This is a genomic window from Vibrio sp. D173a, assembly GCF_030248475.1.
Genome location: NZ_JAHGAH010000128.1, coordinates 23,944 through 46,409 on the forward strand (window position 1 = coordinate 23,944; position 22,466 = coordinate 46,409).

General features: G+C 45.8%; 18 protein-coding genes. 1 reads left to right on the plus strand and 17 read right to left on the minus strand.

Features of this window, described 5'->3' with window-relative positions:
• Positions 1-239: 239 nt before the first annotated feature.
• Entirely contained in the window at positions 240-1,616 is a 1,377-nt protein-coding gene (locus KIV40_RS14155; protein WP_005536807.1) for a PhoH family protein, read from the plus strand.
• Between the two features lie 172 nt (positions 1,617-1,788).
• Here the strand turns inward: KIV40_RS14155 and tldD are convergent, their stop codons facing one another.
• The 17 genes from tldD to KIV40_RS14240 all read right to left on the minus strand — a co-directional run bounded on the left by tldD (position 1,789) and on the right by KIV40_RS14240 (position 22,463).
• The gene (gene tldD / locus KIV40_RS14160; protein WP_012128987.1) at positions 1,789-3,234 is read right to left on the minus strand and encodes a metalloprotease TldD; all 1,446 of its coding nucleotides are present in this window, start codon (positions 3,232-3,234) and stop codon (positions 1,789-1,791) included.
• Between the two features lie 11 nt (positions 3,235-3,245).
• Positions 3,246-4,067, minus strand: coding sequence for a carbon-nitrogen hydrolase family protein (locus tag KIV40_RS14165; protein ID WP_012128988.1), 822 nt, complete (start codon positions 4,065-4,067; stop codon positions 3,246-3,248).
• A gap of 39 nt (positions 4,068-4,106) precedes the next feature.
• Positions 4,107-7,985, minus strand: coding sequence for a YhdP family protein (locus KIV40_RS14170; RefSeq protein ID WP_285349802.1), 3,879 nt, complete (start codon positions 7,983-7,985; stop codon positions 4,107-4,109).
• An 11-nt stretch (positions 7,986-7,996) separates the two neighbouring features.
• On the minus strand, positions 7,997-9,466 hold the full coding sequence (rng, locus tag KIV40_RS14175; RefSeq protein ID WP_285349804.1) for a ribonuclease G: 1,470 nt from the start codon (positions 9,464-9,466) through the stop codon (positions 7,997-7,999).
• Positions 9,467-9,484: 18 nt separating this feature from the next.
• Entirely contained in the window at positions 9,485-10,054 is a 570-nt protein-coding gene (locus KIV40_RS14180) for a nucleoside triphosphate pyrophosphatase (RefSeq protein WP_029388804.1), read from the minus strand.
• 4 nt (positions 10,055-10,058) lie between these two features.
• Entirely contained in the window at positions 10,059-10,547 is a 489-nt protein-coding gene (gene mreD / locus KIV40_RS14185) for a rod shape-determining protein MreD (protein ID WP_005432825.1), read from the minus strand.
• A complete protein-coding gene (gene mreC / locus KIV40_RS14190) occupies positions 10,537-11,427 on the minus strand; it encodes a rod shape-determining protein MreC (RefSeq protein ID WP_005432808.1) in 891 nt (296 codons plus the stop codon). Before mreC ends, mreD begins: the two co-directional genes overlap by 11 nt.
• Before the next feature lie 147 nt (positions 11,428-11,574).
• Entirely contained in the window at positions 11,575-12,618 is a 1,044-nt protein-coding gene (locus tag KIV40_RS14195; protein WP_005381144.1) for a rod shape-determining protein, read from the minus strand.
• Positions 12,619-12,770: 152 nt separating this feature from the next.
• The gene (locus KIV40_RS14200) at positions 12,771-17,405 is read right to left on the minus strand and encodes a DUF6701 domain-containing protein (protein ID WP_012128991.1); all 4,635 of its coding nucleotides are present in this window, start codon (positions 17,403-17,405) and stop codon (positions 12,771-12,773) included.
• Positions 17,406-17,407: 2 nt separating this feature from the next.
• Positions 17,408-17,842 carry an MSHA biogenesis protein MshP gene (locus KIV40_RS14205; RefSeq protein ID WP_285349808.1) on the minus strand — a complete coding sequence of 145 codons (435 nt, stop codon included), beginning with the start codon at positions 17,840-17,842 and terminating at the stop codon, positions 17,408-17,410.
• On the minus strand, positions 17,832-18,545 hold the full coding sequence (locus KIV40_RS14210) for a prepilin-type N-terminal cleavage/methylation domain-containing protein (protein WP_285349810.1): 714 nt from the start codon (positions 18,543-18,545) through the stop codon (positions 17,832-17,834). The genes KIV40_RS14205 and KIV40_RS14210 overlap by 11 nt, the downstream gene beginning before the upstream one ends.
• On the minus strand, positions 18,545-19,114 hold the full coding sequence (locus KIV40_RS14215; protein WP_285349812.1) for a type II secretion system protein: 570 nt from the start codon (positions 19,112-19,114) through the stop codon (positions 18,545-18,547). The genes KIV40_RS14210 and KIV40_RS14215 overlap by 1 nt, the downstream gene beginning before the upstream one ends.
• Entirely contained in the window at positions 19,111-19,596 is a 486-nt protein-coding gene (locus KIV40_RS14220) for a type II secretion system protein (protein ID WP_285349814.1), read from the minus strand. The genes KIV40_RS14215 and KIV40_RS14220 overlap by 4 nt, the downstream gene beginning before the upstream one ends.
• Before the next feature lie 119 nt (positions 19,597-19,715).
• A complete protein-coding gene (locus tag KIV40_RS14225) occupies positions 19,716-19,946 on the minus strand; it encodes a type II secretion system protein (RefSeq protein WP_285349816.1) in 231 nt (76 codons plus the stop codon).
• Positions 19,947-20,012: 66 nt separating this feature from the next.
• The gene (locus KIV40_RS14230) at positions 20,013-20,483 is read right to left on the minus strand and encodes a type II secretion system protein (RefSeq protein ID WP_285349817.1); all 471 of its coding nucleotides are present in this window, start codon (positions 20,481-20,483) and stop codon (positions 20,013-20,015) included.
• Positions 20,484-20,773: 290 nt separating this feature from the next.
• On the minus strand, positions 20,774-21,235 hold the full coding sequence (locus tag KIV40_RS14235) for an MSHA biogenesis protein MshF (RefSeq protein WP_285349819.1): 462 nt from the start codon (positions 21,233-21,235) through the stop codon (positions 20,774-20,776).
• A 4-nt stretch (positions 21,236-21,239) separates the two neighbouring features.
• The gene (locus KIV40_RS14240; protein ID WP_045403559.1) at positions 21,240-22,463 is read right to left on the minus strand and encodes a type II secretion system F family protein; all 1,224 of its coding nucleotides are present in this window, start codon (positions 22,461-22,463) and stop codon (positions 21,240-21,242) included.
• Between the last annotated feature and the right edge of the window lie 3 nt (positions 22,464-22,466).

Consider the following 22,466-nt stretch of genomic DNA (forward strand, 5'->3'; position numbering starts at 1 on the left):
GTTGTAAGAAGTAAATTTTACGTATACTTCTATTGAGGGGCGCTTAGAGTCATCAAACATGATATGAGCGCATTTAGTACACGATTAGGATCAACACGGGTTTGCAGTAAGTTGTCTTGCTACTCGGTTGCGCACTAACCGACATTGCCCGACAACCTCTATTGCAAGCAATCAGAGTTAGGAAGACTGTTCCTTCTTAGCTACTAGCCAGCAAAGCCGCGCTGCGGCAAGGAGACGCTATGGGCGATACCGATCGGAAACTGTTTGTACTTGATACCAACATTCTTCTTCATGAACCCTTCGCCATCTTCTCTTTCCAAGAACACGATGTCGTCATCCCAATGACTGTGTTGGAAGAACTCGACCGAATCAAAGACAGTAAACGTGATGTAGCAAGGGATGCACGCGTTGCGATTCGCGCTTTGGAAGATCTGTTTAGAGACGCAACACCGGATGAAATCTCAGAAGGTATTCCGGTTTCTAAAGATAACCCAAGCCAAGGCACCATCTCTATTTTGGCGGACTTCGAGTTGCAGGAAACCGTCAAAGCTTTCGCCGACAAAGCCGGTGACAACCGCATACTCAATGCGGTGCTTTATCTGCAAAACAAACGTGCACCACGAGAAGTTGTGCTCGTAACCAAAGACATCAACATGCGTTTAAGAGCCAAAGGTGCTGGTGTACGCTTCGTTGAAGACTATCGTACGGATCAACTGATTGATGATGTCCAATACCTCACCAAAGGCTTCCAACAACGTGAAGGCGACTTTTGGAGTGGTGTGGACGAAGTTGATAGTTACGCGCTGGGTGGAAAAACGTTCCATAAACTCAGCCGCGAACCGTTCGAGCCGACCTTTATCAACCAATACGTGATTGATGAAGAGAGTGATTTTGTAGGACGAGTAGAAACCATCAATGAGGATAAGGTTACGCTGCTCGATCTGAGTCGTGAGCGCATGATGCATCGTCGCGCTTGGGACATTACACCGAAAAATATCTACCAAGGCATGGCGATGGATGCCCTACTCGACCCTGATATTGATTTGGTGATTCTGACTGGTGCCGCAGGTAGTGGTAAAACGCTCCTTGCCATGGCTGCGGCATTGGAACAAACCATTGAAAAAGGCATGTTCGATAAGATCATCGTAACGCGTAACACGCCAGACATTGGTGAGTCGATTGGTTTCTTGCCGGGGTCGGAAGAAGAGAAAATGATGCCTTGGTTAGCAGCGGTGACCGATACCTTGGAAGCGCTGCACAAGAACGACCATTGCACCGAAGGTTCGATGAAGTACATCTGCGATAAAGCCAACATTCAGTTTAAATCGATCAACTTTATGCGTGGCCGCTCGATCCAGAATGCATTTGTCCTACTCGATGAGTGTCAGAACTTAACCGCTTCACAAATCAAAACCATCATCACCCGTTGTGGTGAAGGCACCAAGATTGTGTGTTCGGGTAACTTGGCACAGATTGACTCTCATTACCTCACGCCAGTGACGTCTGGTTTGACGTATATGGTTGAACGCTTCAAGAACTTTGAAGGCAGCGCCAATATTCACCTCAATGGTGTGGTGCGAAGTCGCTTGGCTGAATTTGCGGAAGAGAACCTATAGTAGCGATTTACCTCCCCTTAAAAACAAAAAGAGCGCTCAGTGAGCGCTCTTTTATTCTTTAATCGCTTAACGTTTGATGCTCTAGGCTAAAAGTCGAGATTCCCTATCATAGCTCCTTCGTCGCGGTAGGGAATGACGATCTTTAACGTCATAGCTAATTGGTAGTTAATGCTTACTCAGTACCGCCCACGGTGATGGAATCGAGCTTCAATGTAGGCTGACCAACGCCAACCGGCACACTTTGACCCGCCTTACCACACACGCCAACGCCTCTGTCGATGCTTAGGTCGTTACCCACCATAGAAACTTGCTGCATCGCTTCAATACCAGAGCCAATCAGCGTTGCGCCTTTCACTGGGCGAGTGATTTTACCATCTTCAATCAAGTACGCTTCTGATGCTGAGAACACGAACTTACCAGAAGTGATGTCCACCTGACCGCCACCGAAGTTTGGTGCGTACAGACCTTTCTTCACCGTAGAGATAAGCTCTTCTGGTGTGTGCTCGCCCGGTAGCATGTAAGTATTGGTCATACGTGGCATTGGCAAATGCGCGTAAGATTCACGGCGGCCATTACCTGTTGGGTTTACACCCATTAGGCGTGCGTTTAGCTTGTCTTGCATGTAACCCTTAAGCACACCATTTTCGATAAGCGTGTTGTATTGACCGTTCACACCTTCATCATCGACGTTCAATGATCCGCGTAGGTCTTTCAGCGTGCCATCATCCACGATAGTACAAAGCGGAGACGTCACTTGCTCACCCATCTTGCCAGAGAATACTGACGACTCTTTACGGTTGAAGTCACCCTCTAAACCGTGACCTACCGCTTCGTGCAGCAATACGCCCGGCCAGCCAGAGCCAAGTACCACAGGCATCATGCCTGCAGGTGCAGCTTCTGCTTCTAGGTTCACTAGCGCCATACGAATCGCTTCATCAGCGAATTGGAAGGCTTGTTTCACGCCGTTCGTTTCAGACAGGAAGAAGTCGTAACCGAAACGACCACCGCCACCAGCGCTACCGCGTTCACGGCGATCGCCTTTTTCAGCAAGAACACTGATTGATAGACGGACAAGCGGACGAATGTCACCAGCGTAAGTACCGTCGGTTGCAGCAACCAACATTTGCTCATGCACACCGCTGATGCTGATAGATACTTCTTTGATGAGTGGCTCTTTGGTACGGATATACGCGTCCAGAGACAACAACAGTTCGGTTTTTTGTTGCTTTTCCCAGCTTGCTAATGGGTTTACCGCATCGTAGTAAGCTTGGTTATCAGAACGTTTGAATGCATGCACTTTGCCATTTTGGCCTTGCTGCGCAATACCACGCGCGGCAATAGCACTTTGCTTCAAACCGTCTAGTTGAATTTGGTCTGAATAGGCGAAACCGGTTTTTTCGCCTGTGACTGCTCGTACACCGACACCACAGTCAATATTGAAAGAGCCATCTTTAATGATGCTGTCTTCTAGAACCAGAGACTCGTGCCAGCTGGACTGAAAGTAAATGTCCGCATAATCGATCTGGCGCGTCGCAATGCTCGCTAGTGTGTCAGCGATGTCTTGCTCTGTCAGACCGTTTGGGGCAAGGAGTGCCTGTTCTATTTGGTTTATGCTCATAGTTAGCTCTTTTATTTCCGTTTCAATTCATTTTGAAAGCGACTGTGTTGAGTCAGCGGCATATTCTGCCTTACTTGCTGGTTGTGTGACAAATCTATCTCAGCCACCAGCAAGCCTACTTGGTCATTCAATTGTTGGTGAACGCCTCCCCAAGGGTCAATCACCATGGAATGCCCCCAAGTTTGACGGCCACATGGGTGCGTTCCCGTTTGCCCGCAGGCAAGAATCCAGCATTGGGTTTCAATGGCACGCGCTCGAAGTAACACTTCCCAATGTGCTTCTCCCGTTACCGCGGTAAAGGCAGCGGGTACAACTATAATTTGAGCCCCTGCTAAGCGTAACGCTTTAAACAATTCAGGAAAGCGTACGTCGTAGCAAATACTTAAGCCTACCGTACCAATATTGGTCTCTGCCGTCACGATGCGATTGCCCGCGGCAAAGGTATCCGATTCACGATAACTGCCATGCCCATCGGCGACATCCACGTCAAACATATGCAGCTTATCGTAATGAGCAATACGCTCGCCTTGCGGTGAGAAGACCAATGTCGTCGTGGTAACACCTTGCTCAGCGCAAATCGGCATGCTGCCCACAATTAAAGTCAGTTGGTGGTGCTGTGCGATATCAGATAAACGCTGCTGAATTGGACCATCACCTAAGGCTTCTGCATTCTGGTGATAAACCTCTCGGTTGGCAAATTGTGTGGTGTTTTCTGGTGTCACAACCAGCTTCACACCTTGCTCAGCAGCCAAGGCACATTGCTTAGCAATGAAGTCCAGATTCTGCTCGATATCTGGACCCGATGTCATTTGAATGATGCCAACACGTTCCATGTTTTCTATTCCTTGTTCGTCAGAAGATCAACTGCGCAATTACTTCGCTTGCTCACGCAGTTTTTCTGGCAACTTGTATTCGCCCTTGCTTCGCGAAACCTCTTTTACAGTCGGTGAATCAAGCGGACCTTTCACTTCGTAATTTACTTGTGTGAAAACTTCCACCACAGGAGAGATAACCGTCGAAATCGCCAGCACATACAATGCCGTTTGAGGCGCTACCGCAAAGGCGGTCAGCATTGGGATACCTGAAGTAATGTCTGGGGTGAAGTTCACTTCCGCATCCACCAAACGGGTATTCATATCAGCAATACCGCGGATTTTCATCTCACCAGCAAGGGCATCCATCTCGATATCGTTAGTGATAAACACACCATCTTGGATTTTGCCTGTCCCCGTAATCGAGTTAAAGGCCATGCCCTTGTCGAATACGTCGGTAAAGTCGAGCTGCATCTTACGAATGATAGAGTCGAGGCTGAATAGGCCAAGCAATCGAGCGGCGCCGCTGACTTCAGTGATCACGCCTTTTCCGAATTCGGTAGACACGTCACCTTGTAAACTTTGCGTCTTCATCGACCAAGGTGCACCATCCCAATCCAACTTGGCATTGATTTCAAACGGTGCCTGCTGAATGCCTGAGGTAATACCAAAACGCTCCATCAAATCACTGTTGTTCTCACCTTTCACCTTCATGGTTAGATTTGAATGACTACGATCTTTCGTCAGTTCCCACCATCCGCTCATATCCACACGGTTTTGGCCACTGCTAAAGTTTACATTCTTCCATTCAAGGCGGTTGTTAGCGCGTGCCACATCCACATTCACTTTGCCGACTTTATAGCCCTGCAACCAAAAGTCATCGATGCTCAAGGTTAAGTTTGGCATCTCTGCATGGAACTTGCGGTCAAAGTTTGAGATAAGCGGTGCCGCTTGATCTTCGCTGGCAAACAAGGAACCTCGCTCTTTGGTCATCTCATCGAAGCCCGGAATATACAAATGTAGATGATCCAGTGAAACAGACAGCTCAGACGGCTTGAGGTAGTTCGCTTTACCTTTTACTTCCTGACTATCTACATCAAGCTGCCAGCTTAAGTTCTTCTTACGCGCATTTAAGTTCACGTCATGGAACTCAATCCCACCAAGTTCTAAGTTTTGTACGTCCATACTCACGCGCGTAGGTACAGGAATCGTCGGCGTTTTCATACTCGAAAGTACTGACTGCGTCGTGCTTTGAGGAACGTGCATTAAGTCTGAACACTTATCAAGACTCAAATCATCTAGACGAATCGAGGCATCGTGCCCGACGACTGGGCTGATCTTGAAGCCACCATTGCCAACCACAAGATTAGTCGCCGTTAACTGAGGTACGTCGCCAGAAATATCGATTTCAGTCTGGTACTTCGCATTCGGAATTTGTAATCGCGCAGAAATGCTTTCTTGGTTACCAGAAGCTTGCAGCTTCGCTTGCCCTTTCTCGCCACGTTTTTTCGCCAGCGGATAAGGATATTCACTGGTTAACTGGCTAAGTTGAGCAAGCACATCCACTTGGTAGGTAAAGCCAACATCGTTGAGTTGTAGGTCGATATCCATTTGCCAAGGAGCGTGACCAGACACCAGACTCAACCAACGCTCACCAAGGTAAGGTTTAAGCGGGTTTACCTCCCAATCACCAAGGGTATTAATGGTTACGTTATAGCCTTGTTCCGCATTCTCACCGCGGAAGTCCAGTGAGATTGGCTGCTTCAATAGTTCAGCAGAGAGACCCGAAGTGGTCACAACGTCATTGTCGAACTTGATGCGACCGGTTGCGTTTTCTAACGTCATCGGCGGCGCATCGATATCTACGCGGTTATTCTTAAGATCCGCATAGCCCCAAGCGCGAGCGTCTTTCTCGGTATCAAATGGGATATTAAGTTGGAACTCAGAATAGACCGGACCACTGACTTGCAGTGCGGTCAATGCAGCTCCCACGGAGTCAACCAGTGGCGTCGCCATCATGTAGTCACGAACTTCATTACCCGGTGCGCTTGCTTTGGCTTCAATCTCAATGTGGCCACCTTCTGCAAGCTCAGGAATACGACCTGTGATTCGCTTCGCTTTCACGCCATTTAACGTGGCAGACTTCGAATCCAAATACATGGCGTCATTTTCAAACAATAAATCGAGCTGTAAATCTGTGATGGTCGGCCAAGCAGTATCAAAGCTGAACTTCGCGTTCTTCAAACCAACCCATGCTTGGAACATACCGTTATGCGCTTTATACGGGAAGTCACCTAGCTCGCCATACCAAAGCAGCTTAGCAGTATTGACCTTGCCACCTTGAATCGCAGTAGAGAGATAGTCTGTCAGATCTTGCCCAAGCGCTAACGTCGGCAGATAACGCCAAGTTTCACCCGCGTTGTAGAGGTCGGCTTCGGCATAAAACGACAGGAATGGGCTTTGTTGTTTCGGGAAGTCGAGACGGAACGCACCCAGCACTTGCAGATCCGGTGTAGCCGCCGTCACTTTATCGGACCATAAACGCCATCCTGCTTCATCTTGCTGCCAGATGATGTCGACCTCACCTTGCTTAATGTTCAACGGCGCTTGAAATACATCTCCATACGGAAACACATCATCAATAACGGTCACTTTCGCTTTTGCTTGATCTAAGTTACCCGACACCTTGCCTTGCACATGACTAAAGCCAGGAAGCAGTTCCCATTGCGTTAAGCCTAGCTCTTCCAGTTCGGCAGAATAACGCAACGTATCTAAGCTGCCATTCATCGACAGACGGATGTCTTCTACACGCCCTTTTGGCGCAAGCTTGTCGAGTAAATCCGTGGTGGATTCTGACTTCGGTGCTAATTTAATTAACGGGGTTAGCGCTTCAATATCCAATTGAGAAAGGTTGAGTAACCAGCCTTCTGGTTGCCAATCAAAAGCAACATCTAGCTTTGGCCATGGTCTGTCATCCGTGCGGATTTGAAGTGAGTGACCATTTACTTTCCACCCCTCTTTATCGGGCAGTAGCTTGAAAATACCAGATTCGATCAGAAGATCATGATGGCCATTCTCATTCCAAACCAGTTCAGAAGGTTGTAAGTCGACGTAAGCATAACTCGGTTGGCTATGTCTCAATGTCAGCCAAGTATTGAGGCTCACTTTCCCTGACTCAACACCCGATTGTTCTTGCATGTAAGTGGTTAGCCAAGGCGTCACAGACACGTCTTTGGCACTTATATAAAATTCGCCCGATACATCACGCAACGAGCCGTAATCTTTAAAGTTGGCACGCACCAATAACGAGTTAAGACTGGCGTCAGCAATACTTACCGTACCCTCTGCTAGGTGGTGTTTACCTTGGTTACTCCAGCGTAACTGTTCGATATCCAAGCGGCGTGTTTCACCTGACACAGATTTATACCAGATGCGAGAATCAGTGATAGTGAAGTCTTTAAACTGGCGTAACAATAGAGAGTCGAGTTGATCAATCAGCTTGGTTTCATTTTGGCTGACATTCGCTTGCGGTTCTTTGCCTTCTGATTTCGACAACAGGTCGACAGTGCGAATATCTAACGCTAAATCATCAATCGTTAAGTCCGCAACCACGGGCTTAAACTGCAAAAGAGATTGAATAAGATCGAATTCAATATGGATTTCATCCACTGCAAAACGAGCATCTTGGTTGTTCGGCAGATTCGCTTCTAAACCTTGCAGTGCGATAGAGGGATGGCTGTTACGCCAAGAACCAGCAACGCTGGTGATAGAAAAGTCAAAACCAGTGCCTTGCTTGACCCAGGTTTTGATCTCATCTTGGAAGTGGTTAAGTTGTGGCAATGCTACGCGCAGTGTGGTCACTAAAATGGCCAGAAGCACCAACAGAGTGACCAACGTCCACGCGCAGAAACGCCCGAAACGGTTAAAACCAGAATTCACAAATTTTCCAATTACATCATGACGACGTCAAACTGCTCCTGAATGTACAGGGGTTCAGCTTGAATACGAACTTGCTTACCAATAAATACTTCGAGTTCAGCTAGTGCATGGGATTCATCACCCAGTAGTGTTTCGGCTACGTATGGCGATGCGTACACAACGAAGTTGTCTGCATCATACGCTCGATTCACTCGAGTGATTTCACGTAGGATCTCGTAACACACGGTCTCAACAGTCTTCACGCTGCCGCGACCTTCACAAGTAGGACAGCTAGAACATAAGATATGTTCAATACTTTCGCGCGTACGCTTACGAGTCATCTCAACTAAGCCTAGCTGAGTAAAGCCGTTAATGTTGGTTTTTACACGGTCCTTTGACAAGGCAGTCTCAAGCGAAGCTAGTACACGCTTACGATGTTCGTCCGATAACATATCGATGAAGTCGATAATAATGATACCGCCTAAGTTACGCAGGCGCAGTTGACGGGCAATCGCTTGGGTTGCTTCGACGTTGGTGTTGAAGATGGTTTCTTCAAGGTTACGACGACCAACAAACGCACCGGTATTGATGTCGACCGTTGTCATCGCTTCAGTTTGATCGATGATTAGGTAGCCACCAGATTTAAGCTCAACCTTACGCTCCAAAGAACGTTGGATTTCGTTCTCTGTGTCGTACATGTCGAAGATCGGCTTGTCACCTTCGTATAGCTCAAGCTTGTCTGTTAGCTCAGGCACGTACTCAGAGGTAAACTCTTTTAGGTTCTCATACTCTAGGCGAGAGTCGACCATGATTTTGTCCAATTCAGTGCCAACAAAATCACGTAGAATGCGCTGGGCTAAGCCTAGCTCACCGTACAAGGTCGAGCGAGTTTTATACTTCGCACGACGCTCCATCACCTTCTGCCATAAACGCTTCAAAAATGCCGCATCTTGAGAAAGCTCTTTTTCGTCTGCACCTTCTGCAGCGGTACGAATGATAAAGCCACCGTGCTCATCACAGTAGTGATTGACGACTTTCTTCAGACGCTCACGCTCACTTTCGCTTTCAATACGCTGAGAAACACCAACATGGCTCGCTCCCGGCATAAAAACAAGATAACGCGAAGGAAGGGTGATATCAGTCGTCAGACGAGCGCCCTTGGTACCTAGCGGGTCTTTAACCACCTGTACAACAATATCCTGTCCTTGGCGAACCAGCTCAGAAATATCACGCACTTGGAACTGTTGCTTTTCGTTCTCTGCCACACATTCGGTGTGCGGAACGATGTCTGACGCGTGCAAGAATGCCGCTTTATCTAGACCAATATCGACAAACGCCGCTTGCATGCCCGGCAATACTCGGCTCACTTTGCCTTTGTAAATATTGCCAACAATGCCGCGGCGCGATTCTCGTTCTATATGAACTTCTTGTAGCACTCCACCTTCAATCATGGCCACACGAGTTTCACTCGGGGTCACGTTAAGCAGCAATTCTGCACTCATGTGCACACCTCAAAACAATTATAAAAATTCTTGAATTAGCTGATCGGTTTCGAACAAAGGTAAGCCTACTACGGCGTGATAACTGCCTTCGATTCGGGTGACGAAGCGCCCACCGAGTCCTTGAATACCATAACTTCCAGCTTTATCGCATGGTTCGCCTGACTGCCAGTATCGTTCTATTTCTTCTTCAGTCAGTGTTTTGAACCACACGTCAGTGATAACGACCACTGAGTGTTGTTGTTCTTTTGATACGACGCTCACCGCCGTCATTACTTGATGCTGACGGCCGGATAAATTACTGAGCATGCGTTTTGAATCTTCGAAACTTTTTGGCTTTTCTAGCACGTGGTTATCGCATACCACTACAGTATCGGAGCCCAATACAACGGAATCAGGCTTAGCCATCGCTAAGCCTGCTTGAGCTTTTTCCAAAGAAAGACGCAACACATAGTCTTTTGCTTGCTCGTGGTCTTGTTTGGCTTCCTCTATATCAGGAAGCACAATATCAAAGTCATAATCTAACTGAGCAAGCAGCTCTTTTCTTCTCGGAGAACCCGATGCGAGTACGAGGGATAAGCCCTTTTTCACAACGCTACCTTACGTGCCATGCGCGACGGACGCGTCGCATTAATAAAAACATCCATGGCCAAAGTATACAGTTTATTGCTGCAGTCCACAGGGATAATGGATTAAATACTACGTCCTGGTTCAAATATTCCCCACAGAATATGAGAAGCTCTAGTAGCACGGTAAAAAAGGCAATCAAAATAGATTGTTGCCATAATGCCATGTTACGGATCACCAAGAAGTTTAATGCCACCAAATAGATAATGATCGACATCATCATCCCTCGGATCCCGAGCGTCGAGCCAATCAAAATGTCCCACAACAAACCTAAGATCAGAGCGGTACCAACATTGACACGGTGCGGCAATGCCAACACCCAGTAACAGGTCACTAGGAACAGCCATGATGGGCGCAACAAATCGAGTACGCCCGGCCATGGAATGGTTTGTAGAACTAGCGCAACGAAGAAGCTGACGCCGATGACCATTCGACTTCTTAATACACTATTGGCCATCGGTTACCTCTTGTTCTGAACCTTCTTCTACATTGGATTGCAGTACTTTATGTTGACGGTCTTCATTCGGCCAAATCAACAACAAGTAGCGCAGACGATCAAACTCAACCACTGGCTCCGCTTTGATCGATGCAAACTCTTGGCGAGTGTCATGATCGACATTCGTGACTGTCGCAACCGGGTAGCCTTCTGGGTAGATACCACCAAGACCCGATGTCACCAGCAAATCACCTACTTGGATATCAGTACTGGTTGGGATGTGTTCCAACTGGATTTCATCCACTTCACCATTACCGGAAGCGATCACGCGAATATCATTACGAATTACCTGAACTGGAATTGCGTTTTTCGCATCTGTTAGCAGCAATACGCGTGCGTTATGCGCCGCAACAAACGTCACCTGACCAACGATACCTTTCTCGTTGATAACAGGTTGGCCAACGTACACACCATCAATACGGCCTTTATCAATCACCACTTGGTGACGATATGGTGATGTATCAACGGCCATCACTTCTGTCACGACTTTCTTCTCGTCACGGACGAAGGAAGAGCCGAGCAGTTTGCGCAGGCGTTGGTTTTCTTCTTTATATTGGTCGAGCAAGATCAGCTCGCTCTTCAGGCGAAGCACTTCGCGCTTCAAATTGCGATTGCCTTCAATCAATGCCTGACGAGTGTTTAAACGCTCGAACATTCCATCAAACATGCTACGAGGCATATTGGCTGCATACTGAATAGGAGCAACCATACTGTTCAATAGGTATCGGACGTTGGAAAACGTATCTAGACGGTTATCAGCCAGCATTAAGCTCGCCGACACGATGACAGCAAAAAACAGACGCAATTGCAGAGATGGGCCTCTGCCAAAAATCGGTTTCATCTTGTTTTTAACCTGATTGCTACCATGATTATTGAGCCTTACTTGGCAACCTAAGAATACGACATAGTGTGATTCTAGGTATGGAGCAGATTGAAATTACAGAGTGAGGAAATGAAGGTGAAGCCCGAGTGGACTTCACCTAACACTTTATTCTTCAGAGAATAGATCGCCACCGTGCATGTCGATCATTTCTAGTGCCTTACCACCACCACGAGCCACACATGTAAGTGGGTCTTCAGCGATAACCACAGGAATACCTGTTTCTTCCATTAGTAGACGGTCTAGGTCTTTCAGTAGTGCACCACCACCTGTTAGTACCATACCGTTTTCAGAGATATCAGACGCTAGCTCTGGTGGACATTGCTCAAGCGCAACCATCACTGCAGATACGATGCCTGATAGCGGCTCTTGCAGCGCTTCTAGGATTTCGTTTGAGTTCAGGCTAAAGCTACGTGGCACACCTTCTGCAAGGTTACGACCGCGAACTTCGATCTCTTGAACTTCATCACCAGGGTAAGCAGAACCGATTTCGTGTTTGATCTTTTCAGCGGTTGCTTCACCGATCAAGCTGCCGTAGTTACGACGCACGTAGTTGATCACGGCTTCATCAAAGCGGTCACCACCGATACGTACAGAAGAAGAGTAAACCACACCGTTTAGTGAGATAACCGCAACTTCGGTTGTACCACCACCGATATCGACCACCATTGAACCTGTTGGCTCAGATACGCGCAGACCAGCACCGATTGCCGCCGCCATTGGCTCGTCAATTAGGTAAACTTCACGTGCGCCAGCACCTAGTGCTGATTCACGAATCGCACGGCGCTCAACTTGAGTAGAACCACAAGGAACACAAACCAGTACACGAGGGCTTGGTTTAAGGATGCTGTTATCGTGCACTTGCTTAATGAAGTGCTGAAGCATTTTTTCTGTTACGTAGAAGTCAGCAATAACGCCGTCTTTCATTGGGCGGATTGCTGAGATGTTGCCCGGAGTACGACCAAGCATCTGTTTTGCCGCATGGCCTACAGCAGCAACGCTTTTTGCAGAACCTACACGATCTTGACGAATAGCAACTACAGAAGGTTCATCAAGGACGATGCCCTGTCCTTTTACGTAAATTAGAGTGTTGGCAGTACCTAAATCGATAGATAGGTCGTTAGAAAACATGCCACGAAGTTTTTTAAACATATTCTTCGCTCATCCTGCAAAAATTTAGAAGACAAAAATTGTCCTAAATGTACCAATGCCTCGCTGTCACAGCAAGGCATTGGTACACAAACATGAGCAGAAAACCTCAATTTCTTGCAGTTTCCTTACTTAACGCAAAAAACCGAAGTTTGTTACTGTCCGGTTAACCCCGGTTCACCACGATAAATCACTCGGTCATTGCCACGATGAATACCAAACGTGACAACCGATGATGGGTTTTCTTCACCAGTTTGGCTGTTGTCCCAATTATATTTGAGCCAAGGGAGCACGTTCGACGACTCCAGATCGAGCCAAACACGTGTTTGCTGACGATGGCCGGTGATTTCTGTTGCCGTCAAAGATCGAGAGAAACCATCGACAACTTGACCTTCACTGCCAAGATTGACAGCAACAGCACTACCGTCGGTTGGCCAGATATGTGATTGCTTAAACGTAATCCCTCGAACATAAGTTTGATCATCATCTGGGTTCGACATAAAACGAGTACCTGTCCAATATTCAGCCCTTAAAGGAACTCGAAGGACTGCACCTTGATTACCGCCTACATCATCAAGATCAATACGACCAAAGCGAATGTCCGGTTGAGAGAGCAATCGCGAAGCGTTGCCATCTTCTGAGTTAAGGTACTCAACAGGATCCGCATTATTGGTATAATCGATCCCAATTTGAGACGCTTTTCCGCCGCCCATATTGAAGGGTCCGTCCGGATAATTACCGCCCAAATCTTTAATCCAGCACACACTCCCAGTACATAGATTGTTACTTCCCGTCAGGAAAGTACCCACACTGTTGTCTGATGCATTCTTCCACTCACCCGCACCAAAACTAGGAGAAAGCAGACGAGTAGAGTAACTACCTAACTCTTTAATATTGAAAGCAGCCTTAGTTGTAAACTTAACGTAGTTTGTAACCGCAGACTTACTCGCATTTAACGCTTCAACATCAAATGCTAAACCATCGAATGGCTGGTTCATGTACGCAAAATCTTGTGAACCAGGGTAATCCCATTCGTCACCGATAACATTAAAGAACTTAGGATAGAAGCGTCCAATCACCTTACTATCTTCATCAAGAGACATGCCTAAATAAGAAGCATTGGTCGTTAAGTCCAGCGAACCTACTTCATTCCAAACGTATTCCCCTTCTTTACCTGATAAGGCTTCAGCCTTAGTAAAAGTCGAAGAACCAATAAAACCATTCTCTTCAGACAAGTTCGCTAGCTCACCACCTGCTGGGTAAGCAACACTAAACTCAATTTCTAAAGGCGCATTGGTGTTATCGCTCGAGAAGTAGTTCTGAGTCAGCGGGTAGTCACAGATATCCGTTGCGCTATCACGTGATTCGCTATGAACAACAGGCTTGTATGTCACATTAAAACTTGTAGCGGAAGGAATAAAGCCATTCCCTGTAGCTTGCGTGCCCGGGTTGATCACATCGCCCTCTTTAGACTTAACGTCACAGATAGCAATTTTCCAAGGGCGAGATTTAACATTAAACGAGCCATTTAACATGACAGTTTCTTGTTGAGATTCATCGTCTTCTTCAGGCGCGATTGGGCAATCATCGGCATATTGTGGGTCACAAACAAAGTTCTGATCTGTAAGCGTAACTGTATATTCACCTGACTCCATCAACTTGAAGTATTCCGTCGAACTGCTATTCTCATTCTTTACGAACTTAGGTTCGTAACTCAATAAACTAGCATCATCACGACCACCATTTGGTGTTTCCAGCTTGAGAGAAACATCTGGTGTACCAACATAACTTTTGACTATAGTTTGCTCGCCACCACTACATGCCAAGACTTGCGCAGTAACAGGTTTAACCTGCCCAGCAATAACACTCTGGTCATCGACGTGGAATTTGAATGGGACATACTTAAATGTTGCCGCTTGAGATTGGTTCCCATCCTCCTCTAACGTGACCTTTAATGAGTATGTTTGGTCAAGATCGACTTTCGCAGTATTTTTAACAGCGATAGATAATTCAAGTTGACCTTTACTCCCTTCATTCATGCTGGTACGAAAACGAGGGTAAGTACCAGAACCAATATTATTTGCTACAGAGACCGTAAAGCTATTCGCGCTGTCCGCGGGAAGTACTTCAACATTGACCCATGTACTTTCAAGCTCACCTTGGTTTTTGGTTTCGATAGTAAAAGTAGGCTTTTCAACACCACACATCAATGCATATTGTGCTTTTGGTGATACTGTCAGCTCATAATCATCTAACGGCGGCAAACACGATGTCGCAGCATGTACTTCGGCGCTCTCATTCATGTCAATATCAATGGCTGTTACCGCACCATATATCACGCTATGGTTACTCAAATAAACTTTGTCTTCGCTATAAATCAAACCGACAACTTCTGAGTAGTTAGCGATATCAACCCTATCATGAAGTTTACTTCCTGCCGCAGGAGTCAAACCATAAACATTCACACGCATGTTTCCGTTGAAGACAGGGTTATTCTTAGCATCAACATCCACCCCCATATAAGAATGGTTGGCTAAAGCCAAAGCCTTCGTGTTTATAATGACTTCAGTCCCTTCTTTTACAAGAAGCTTACCTCCAGTATTGATTTTAACTGAATCAAACCAGTATTTTCCGGCCTCTAGCGTTAGCTCACCATCGACATTGAGGTGCTTAACGTTAGTACCTTCGTAAAAGGTCACTTTATCATCTGCACCGATAGTACGGTTGTTCCAACTTGAGGTTACAGGAAAGTTTTCCAACGCCTCTTTACCAATTAATAGCCCTTCATCACCATGACATTCATATCCATCACATGCATTTGATTTATTCTGCCCAGAAACAGTACCTGGCATGAAGCCAACGACACGTTTGCGTTCACCACCAACCGTAAGCACGGGTGTTCCTATGATCTTTGACTGGTTTGATAGAACTAACGTGCCATCAACCCCATCATTGGCAAGCTCTCTGCGCCATGTCTGAACTGGCGCATTAAAGGCATCACACATTGGGTTCTGGTTGGCTTTTTCAAACATAAACCAGCCCACATCTTCATCCATGTGACCGCGTTCTTTGTCCTTTTTCATGTCTTCTTCAACAATGAATGCAACAGAATCTTTTGTCACATCACATCGACGCAACCAACCACCATTGTTACCGCGACGAGAGTTTTTGTTAGCGACAAGAATGGGTGGCTCTTTGAAGCCAGCGCTATCAGGGAAAGGAGTATAAACCTTACAACCTTCGTAGATTGGATCAATAACTGGGTCCTGTTGATTTAGCGTGTATTCTGTCACACCTTGCCCTAACCAAAAGCGCTTACCATTAACGTAACCAAAACCCTCACCAGCAACAAAGGCAACCGTCTCTTCATCATCAATTATGTTGAAGGTTTCTTGCCCTCGGTTGTTCTTGCCGTATACCTCAGACTTCTCCAGAGCTAGCTTAAATGAAGTTTTAGTCCCGTCACGGGCCATACCCGTAAACCAGTTATTAGTGCCATTGTTTCGTTTCGTTTGAGGCTGGACAAGCACACCAGGTTTACCATCAAATGAGCTCAAGCCAAAATCACTGAAGTCGACTTTTACACCGTTGTTTTGTTCGTTGATCTGCTTGTTATCGTTCTTGTATTGTGAAGCAGCAACTTTAGTATCAATCGTACCTGCAACAATCTTCGCACCATTATTCAGTTCAAGTACACCCGGTTCGATAACAAAGTAATCCACTTTAGCCATCTCTTTGCGGACTCCGGGATCGTTTTTATTCAAGAACTGAACGTTGCGATCTGCAGCATTGTGAGGAGGAAACTCTTGAACAATCGTTGCGGTATTTCTATCAACACTGATAACCGAGACACTAGAAGGGTATTCCGTGACTCTAGGCTTCTTAGAAGAAAGTGTTTTATCAATGGTAGGCATAACGAAAACCAAAGGAATTGGTTTGTCTTCGTCGTAATCGTTCTCGAAACTGATTCGACATGTATATGTATTACCACTGCCGCTACAAGTGGCCCCATCTACGGTACCAAATTCAAATTGTGGAGAACGGTTAATTGGTCCCTCAGGATCGATAGGTGAACAGCTTTCAGGAACCATAGCTTTCAACTGGGCGTGGTCTTTAATCTCTAGCTCCGGTGCGGTAATCGTTCCGATTAGTGTGACATGCTCCGAAAGCTCTACCTCTTCTTGAGCAAAAATATGAGCGGCAAATTCGTTATAACCTTTCAGAATAACTTCGGAATCATTTTCTCCATCACGCGAGATAATAATAAAATCATCAGGGTGACCTGAAGAAACTTCAATTTTGGCATTCGCCAATACTTCCATTTTTTCTACGTAAAGTGTTACCGCACCATTGATTCTTAATGTAGAGTTATCATCTAATTTGAGCAGTTTCTTAACGCGATAAGTACCACTACTTAAAGTCATACTTTGGCTGCCACTCAATTGCGTCTCATTATATGTATGATCAAAGTGCACACCGCTTAGAGAAAAATTTGGTGATGTAGGTAGCCGACGATCAATACCATTAGATTTAGAGGCCTTACACTTACCACCGCTACCACAAGATTTACTGCGGTTTTCATCAATCTTGGTGTAACCAATAATGCGATCACTTGGACCATCTATTATCGCATTTGATTTTGCAAGTTTAACTTCTTGTTCACTGCTCCCTTTCCACGTTTGTGCTGACGTTTCAACACAAACACCATCGGGAAGTGGGAAGATAGCTTCAGCTTGCACAGTAAAGGCAGCAAATAGAAACAAGCTTGAAAATAGTGTTTTTTTATTCATTATCAATCTCTCACCCAAATCTCTTGTTGCCGCTGTACTTGTGCAACCCCGGAACCACAAATTGCTGTGGCTTGTACTCTAAATAGAGATTCAGCTTCAGAGGTACCCGCATTAAAGGTACCAATGTTTGAACATGTAATAGCACTTAATTGGCAACCAGTGCCTTGTGTAACATTTGGTGCAGCGCCACTTACCGTATTGGCACAAAAATCGGCCACATCTGGAGTAGTGTCGTTTAAAGGATAAAGCTGAGTTAGTGCCCACTCATTGGCAGATTGCGCAATAAACCAAGCTTTCGTTCCTAAGAATTCCCTGGTTAACGTACTTTGGTTTGACCAGCTCACCTTCATTAAAGATGCGGCTAGATAGCCCATCACAATGATGACGAACAATACGACGATCAGGACATTACCTTGCTGAGCTTTTTTACGGAACATTGAGCACCTGCACGTCTTGTTGGTAAACACTACGCTCCCCGTTTTGAGTGAACTCTAAGTTGATATGCACAATACCGCCACGTTGAAGTGTTGGCTCGAGGTAATGCATATCGCTAACAGAAGTATCTACACTGTCCGCAACCGTAATGTCATTACGCGTTATCTGACCATTGTCGAAGCAGTAACGTACTTCAGAGTTATCTTGATAGATGTAATGACGGCTAGAAATGGAAGTACCACCAATCGTACTGGCTGTACCACTGACCACAAAAACATCGCCGGTTTTGACTAAACCGCCGACCGCTAAACTCTGTGGAGAGGTAGATTGTAAGTCTTCATAGCGACTTGGATTGATCACCATCCAACGATTTGCTGGAATAGGATTCAATGTAGAGTCATTGCCCAACAGAAACTCTAAGTTGTTGTTCGTCAGCGTGTAAAAACCAGAATATTCAATCGGCATAAACTCCAAGCAATTGGTAGTTCCGGTAGGGACATGAAAGCTGTTTGGGACTGCGTGACGAATTTCTCGCGACATTTTCTCTAGCACAAACTGCGCTTGCGTTTGCATTCGTTGGCGAGCAATCGTGTCTGCGTATCCCTTCATACCTAGCTGTACGTAACCCGCAATACCAAGCATGATGAAGCTGCCGATTACAATGGTTACGATCATTTCCATTAAGGTGAAACCACGAATTTTCATCAGTAGTTACCTCTTATTGCCGTTAGTGTCAGAGGTTGAGCGTTACTAGCAAAAATCGTAATCGTGACTTTTTTATATTCAGTGATTCCTGTCGGTGGTGTGTTAGTCAGATTGTCATATGCCCCCCCAACTTCAACTCGGAAGTTTCGGTACTTATCTTCACTACTTGTGCCCAAAATATCTGAGATATTGCCACGGCTGGTTCCTTGGCATTGAGCAACCGTCGTTGGCGTACTCCAACAACCGATGTAATCATCGACATCGTTAAAGTTTTCAGGAATGGACTCACCAGAGTCTGGCCCAAGGTTGCTCGAACAATTTGGTGCTCCAAGCGTACTTTCTCCACAACGCAATAAACCACCGTCAAAGTCGCTGTTCTCATCAAAACCGCGTGCCAAAATTTGCGACATAAAGCTTTGTCCAAGTGCAGTTGCTCGGGTTTGATAGTGTGGCATCGCAGAGTCACGAATTTGAGGTACAAGGAAGGAGGTAAACGCAACCATCGCAATGCCTATTAGGACAATAGCAATGATCATTTCAGCTAAGGTCATACCGAGTTGCTTTCTCATGAGCATGAACCCTCAGAGACATAGCCTTGGGAATTAATCAGTACTCGACATTGACTTTGACCATTTACATCGCGGATAAGAATAGACACGCCACCAGAAGCAACACTCAACGGATTCCCCAGTAAATCGAAGTTAATCGGGCTTGTCGCTCCAGTTAAACTAAACGTTGCAGAGTCATCCTCAACGATATCACTACGAGCGTCCTTCGCGCTTGCAGTTAACGAGCAGGCGGCAACCGAACCGATACAACTAGAGGAAACTTGCAATTGAAAGTTGGTATCAGTGGTTGAGGTATTTGACTGCATGCGATTCACCTGTACTTGGCGAATCACTGAAATAGCCTGCTCTTGAAGCGCAAACGCGGAGACACTACCTTTGCCCATAAAGCGGCTAGCAGCGTAGAGAGAAAGAATGGAAAGGAGGACGATCACTAGGATCAGCTCCATTAATGTAAACCCTAATGTAGAGCTGCGAATTTTCATAACCCAACCTTAGGCTTAGGACAAGCGAAGTAAGTATACGATGAAATTATGAGAATAATGATAGGTTTATAAGTTTTAAATTCGAACTGTAAGCAAACGTACAAATAACCACCCATAGATTATTTATCCCCTTTTGAGCGCTCCAATTCTTCTTCAATTCGATCGTAAGTTTCTTTGTTGCTTAGCGTCTCAGAAACGTGCTCAGCGGTTTGCTTGGTTTGCTCCCACTTTGCTTCATAAGTTTCTGGTTCAAAGCTGATAAATCTTGGTAATACCACATAACCGATCACCCCCAAGATAATCAGCACAACAACAAACTCTATTACACTAAGACCTGATGATTTACGCATATGAACTATTCCGAGATTAATCAAAATAAAGAGATAAAGGCCAGACTAGCTGGCCTTAAACGCTGATTAAGCTTTACAGTTAGCTTCACCAGAAACACGCTCTGCTTTTGCTTCAGTAGTTTCTGTTGCTTGCGTGTACTTAACACATTCTTTTGTATAATTTTCAATACCAAAGGTCACAGCATCTTCACCTGAAATTTCTTTGATGAAACGGAAATCTTCGTCATCACCAACACCTTGAACGATTTCAGAAATAGCTGAACTTGTAGCTTCTGGATAACCAAAAATTGTGTTGATTGAACCAGTGCCCACACCTGAACTGACCTCACCACTTGTTGACTCCAGTCCAGCGATAGCCGCCTTACCATAAACGATACCAGAAGCACCTTGGATAGCACCCGCAAGGCCATCAAGTGTCGCGTTACGAGCATCATCTTGCAGGTTAAGGAAACGTGGCGCTGCAGTTACCGCTAGAATACCTAGGATTACAATTACCACTACCAATTCGATAAGGGTGAAACCACCTTGTCTTTTCATTGTTTACTCTCTCTATGTAAGCATGCAGAGTGACTGCAAAGTTTATCGGTCACACGACCATTTTGGATATTGTCAAAACGGTTTTGCGTCTCAACACACTAAGCGAAATTAGTTAGGTGAGTACTTTCTCTACCGCTTGAGCAGAATGACGATTCGCCATTGTTAAGTTAAAGCCGTGCAAAAAAGATATCCCATGTTTGGTTTACTTTTTATTACAACCTTTTGCTTATGGTAATGTTTGCATTATACCGACTTTCATTCCTATTTATAGTACTTAAGTGTCAAAAAATTCACTCCGTCGACATTTCGACGTCTATTTTCAGGTAATTAGCGTCTGATATAACAACAACTCTCTGTCCATTTTCATAAGTATAATGACATGTATAACTATTACTTTTAATTGCCCCACGAATTTCTAACAACTCGCTCGCCATAATTTTACGTTGCGGGTAATGAACCGCTAGCCAATAGTCACAATCGAGTACACCGCTTGCTCTGAAAGGTGACACCAAGCCCCCATCCGTCATGTTAAGCTTAAAACCGTCCATAAACAGTTGCTTAGGCTGTCCATGCACGAGCCATGCTTGGCGGTATCTTTGCACGCTATCTTGCATCCAAACCTTGGCTAGTTTCGCGCCTGTTTCCTGCGCTTCTTGCTCTATCGGTTTCAACTTTTGCATAAATACTGCCAGCACAATAATACCGACGACACCCGCTAGAATCAGTGTCGCTCGACTTTGATTTTCGACCACGCCGTTAGCCGCCTTTGATGATGTCCAGCATCCCCCACATTGGTAGGAAGATACCGAGAGCCAACACCATAACCATGCCTGCAACAATGACCAAAAGTAACGGTTCTATTCGCGCGGTTAGGGTTTTTAAGTCGTAATCCACTTCACGGTCATAGAAGTCTGAGACCTCCAATAGCAGTTCATCAATACGACCAGTTTCTTCACCGACCGCAATCATCTGAATAACCAGAGGCGTAAAGATCTTACTGTTGATTGCGGTAACTGAAATGGTACTGCCCGCTTCAATGGCCGCTTTCATTTCTAAAATTCTGTTTTCTAGGAACTTATTACCCAGAGCTTCACCAGCCAGAGCCAATGATTGGTTTAGCGGTACACCGGACTTCAGCATCAACGAAAACGTTCGTGCGAACCGCGATAGCTGCGCACGGTTAACTATGTCGCCCACAATAGGCAGTCTTAAACGCAGCTTGTCGAACTTTTCTCGACCATCCGCGGTTGCGACCCAAGATCTGAAAATAACAAACGCACCAATGATGGCGGCAATCAGTAAGCCCCAATAATTCACAAAGAAGTTCGACGTTGCGATCAAAATTCTGGTCGGCAGCGGTAACTCAACACCAAAGCGCGTAAACATGGAAGCGAACTCTGGGATCACTAAAATGTTCAAAATAAACATCGCGATGGTGATAAATACAATCACAAAAGTTGGGTAGCGCATTGCGGCTTTGATGCGCTTGCGGGTCTCTAACTCTTGTTCGTAGTAGTTTGCTAGCTGTAGCAAGGCCTGGTCTAGACGACCCGTGTTTTCACCCACGTTAATCATCGAAACGAATAACGGACTGAACACTTTGGTATGCGGTTGCATCGCGGAAGAAAGGCCGCGACCGTTACTCAATTCCGCTACCACATCTTCTAAGGCTTCTTTGAGCTGTTTGTTCTCACAGTTTTGCAGCAAACCACGCATGGAGCGCAACAATGGCACGCCTGCTTTGGTCAAGCTAAAAAGCTGACGTGAAAATAGAATAATCACTTCAAGCGGAATCGCAGGCACAAGTAACTTGGATAAGCTGACTTTGCTTTTGACTGCTTCTTTTTCTAAACGCAGGTTTAGAGGAATAATCCCCTTATTCATCAATGCTTCCGCTGCCGCCTCGGAATTCACCGCGTCGACTTTGCCACTGGTTGATGAGCCGTCTAAGGTGCGGCCTTGATAACGAAAAGTTGGCATTCA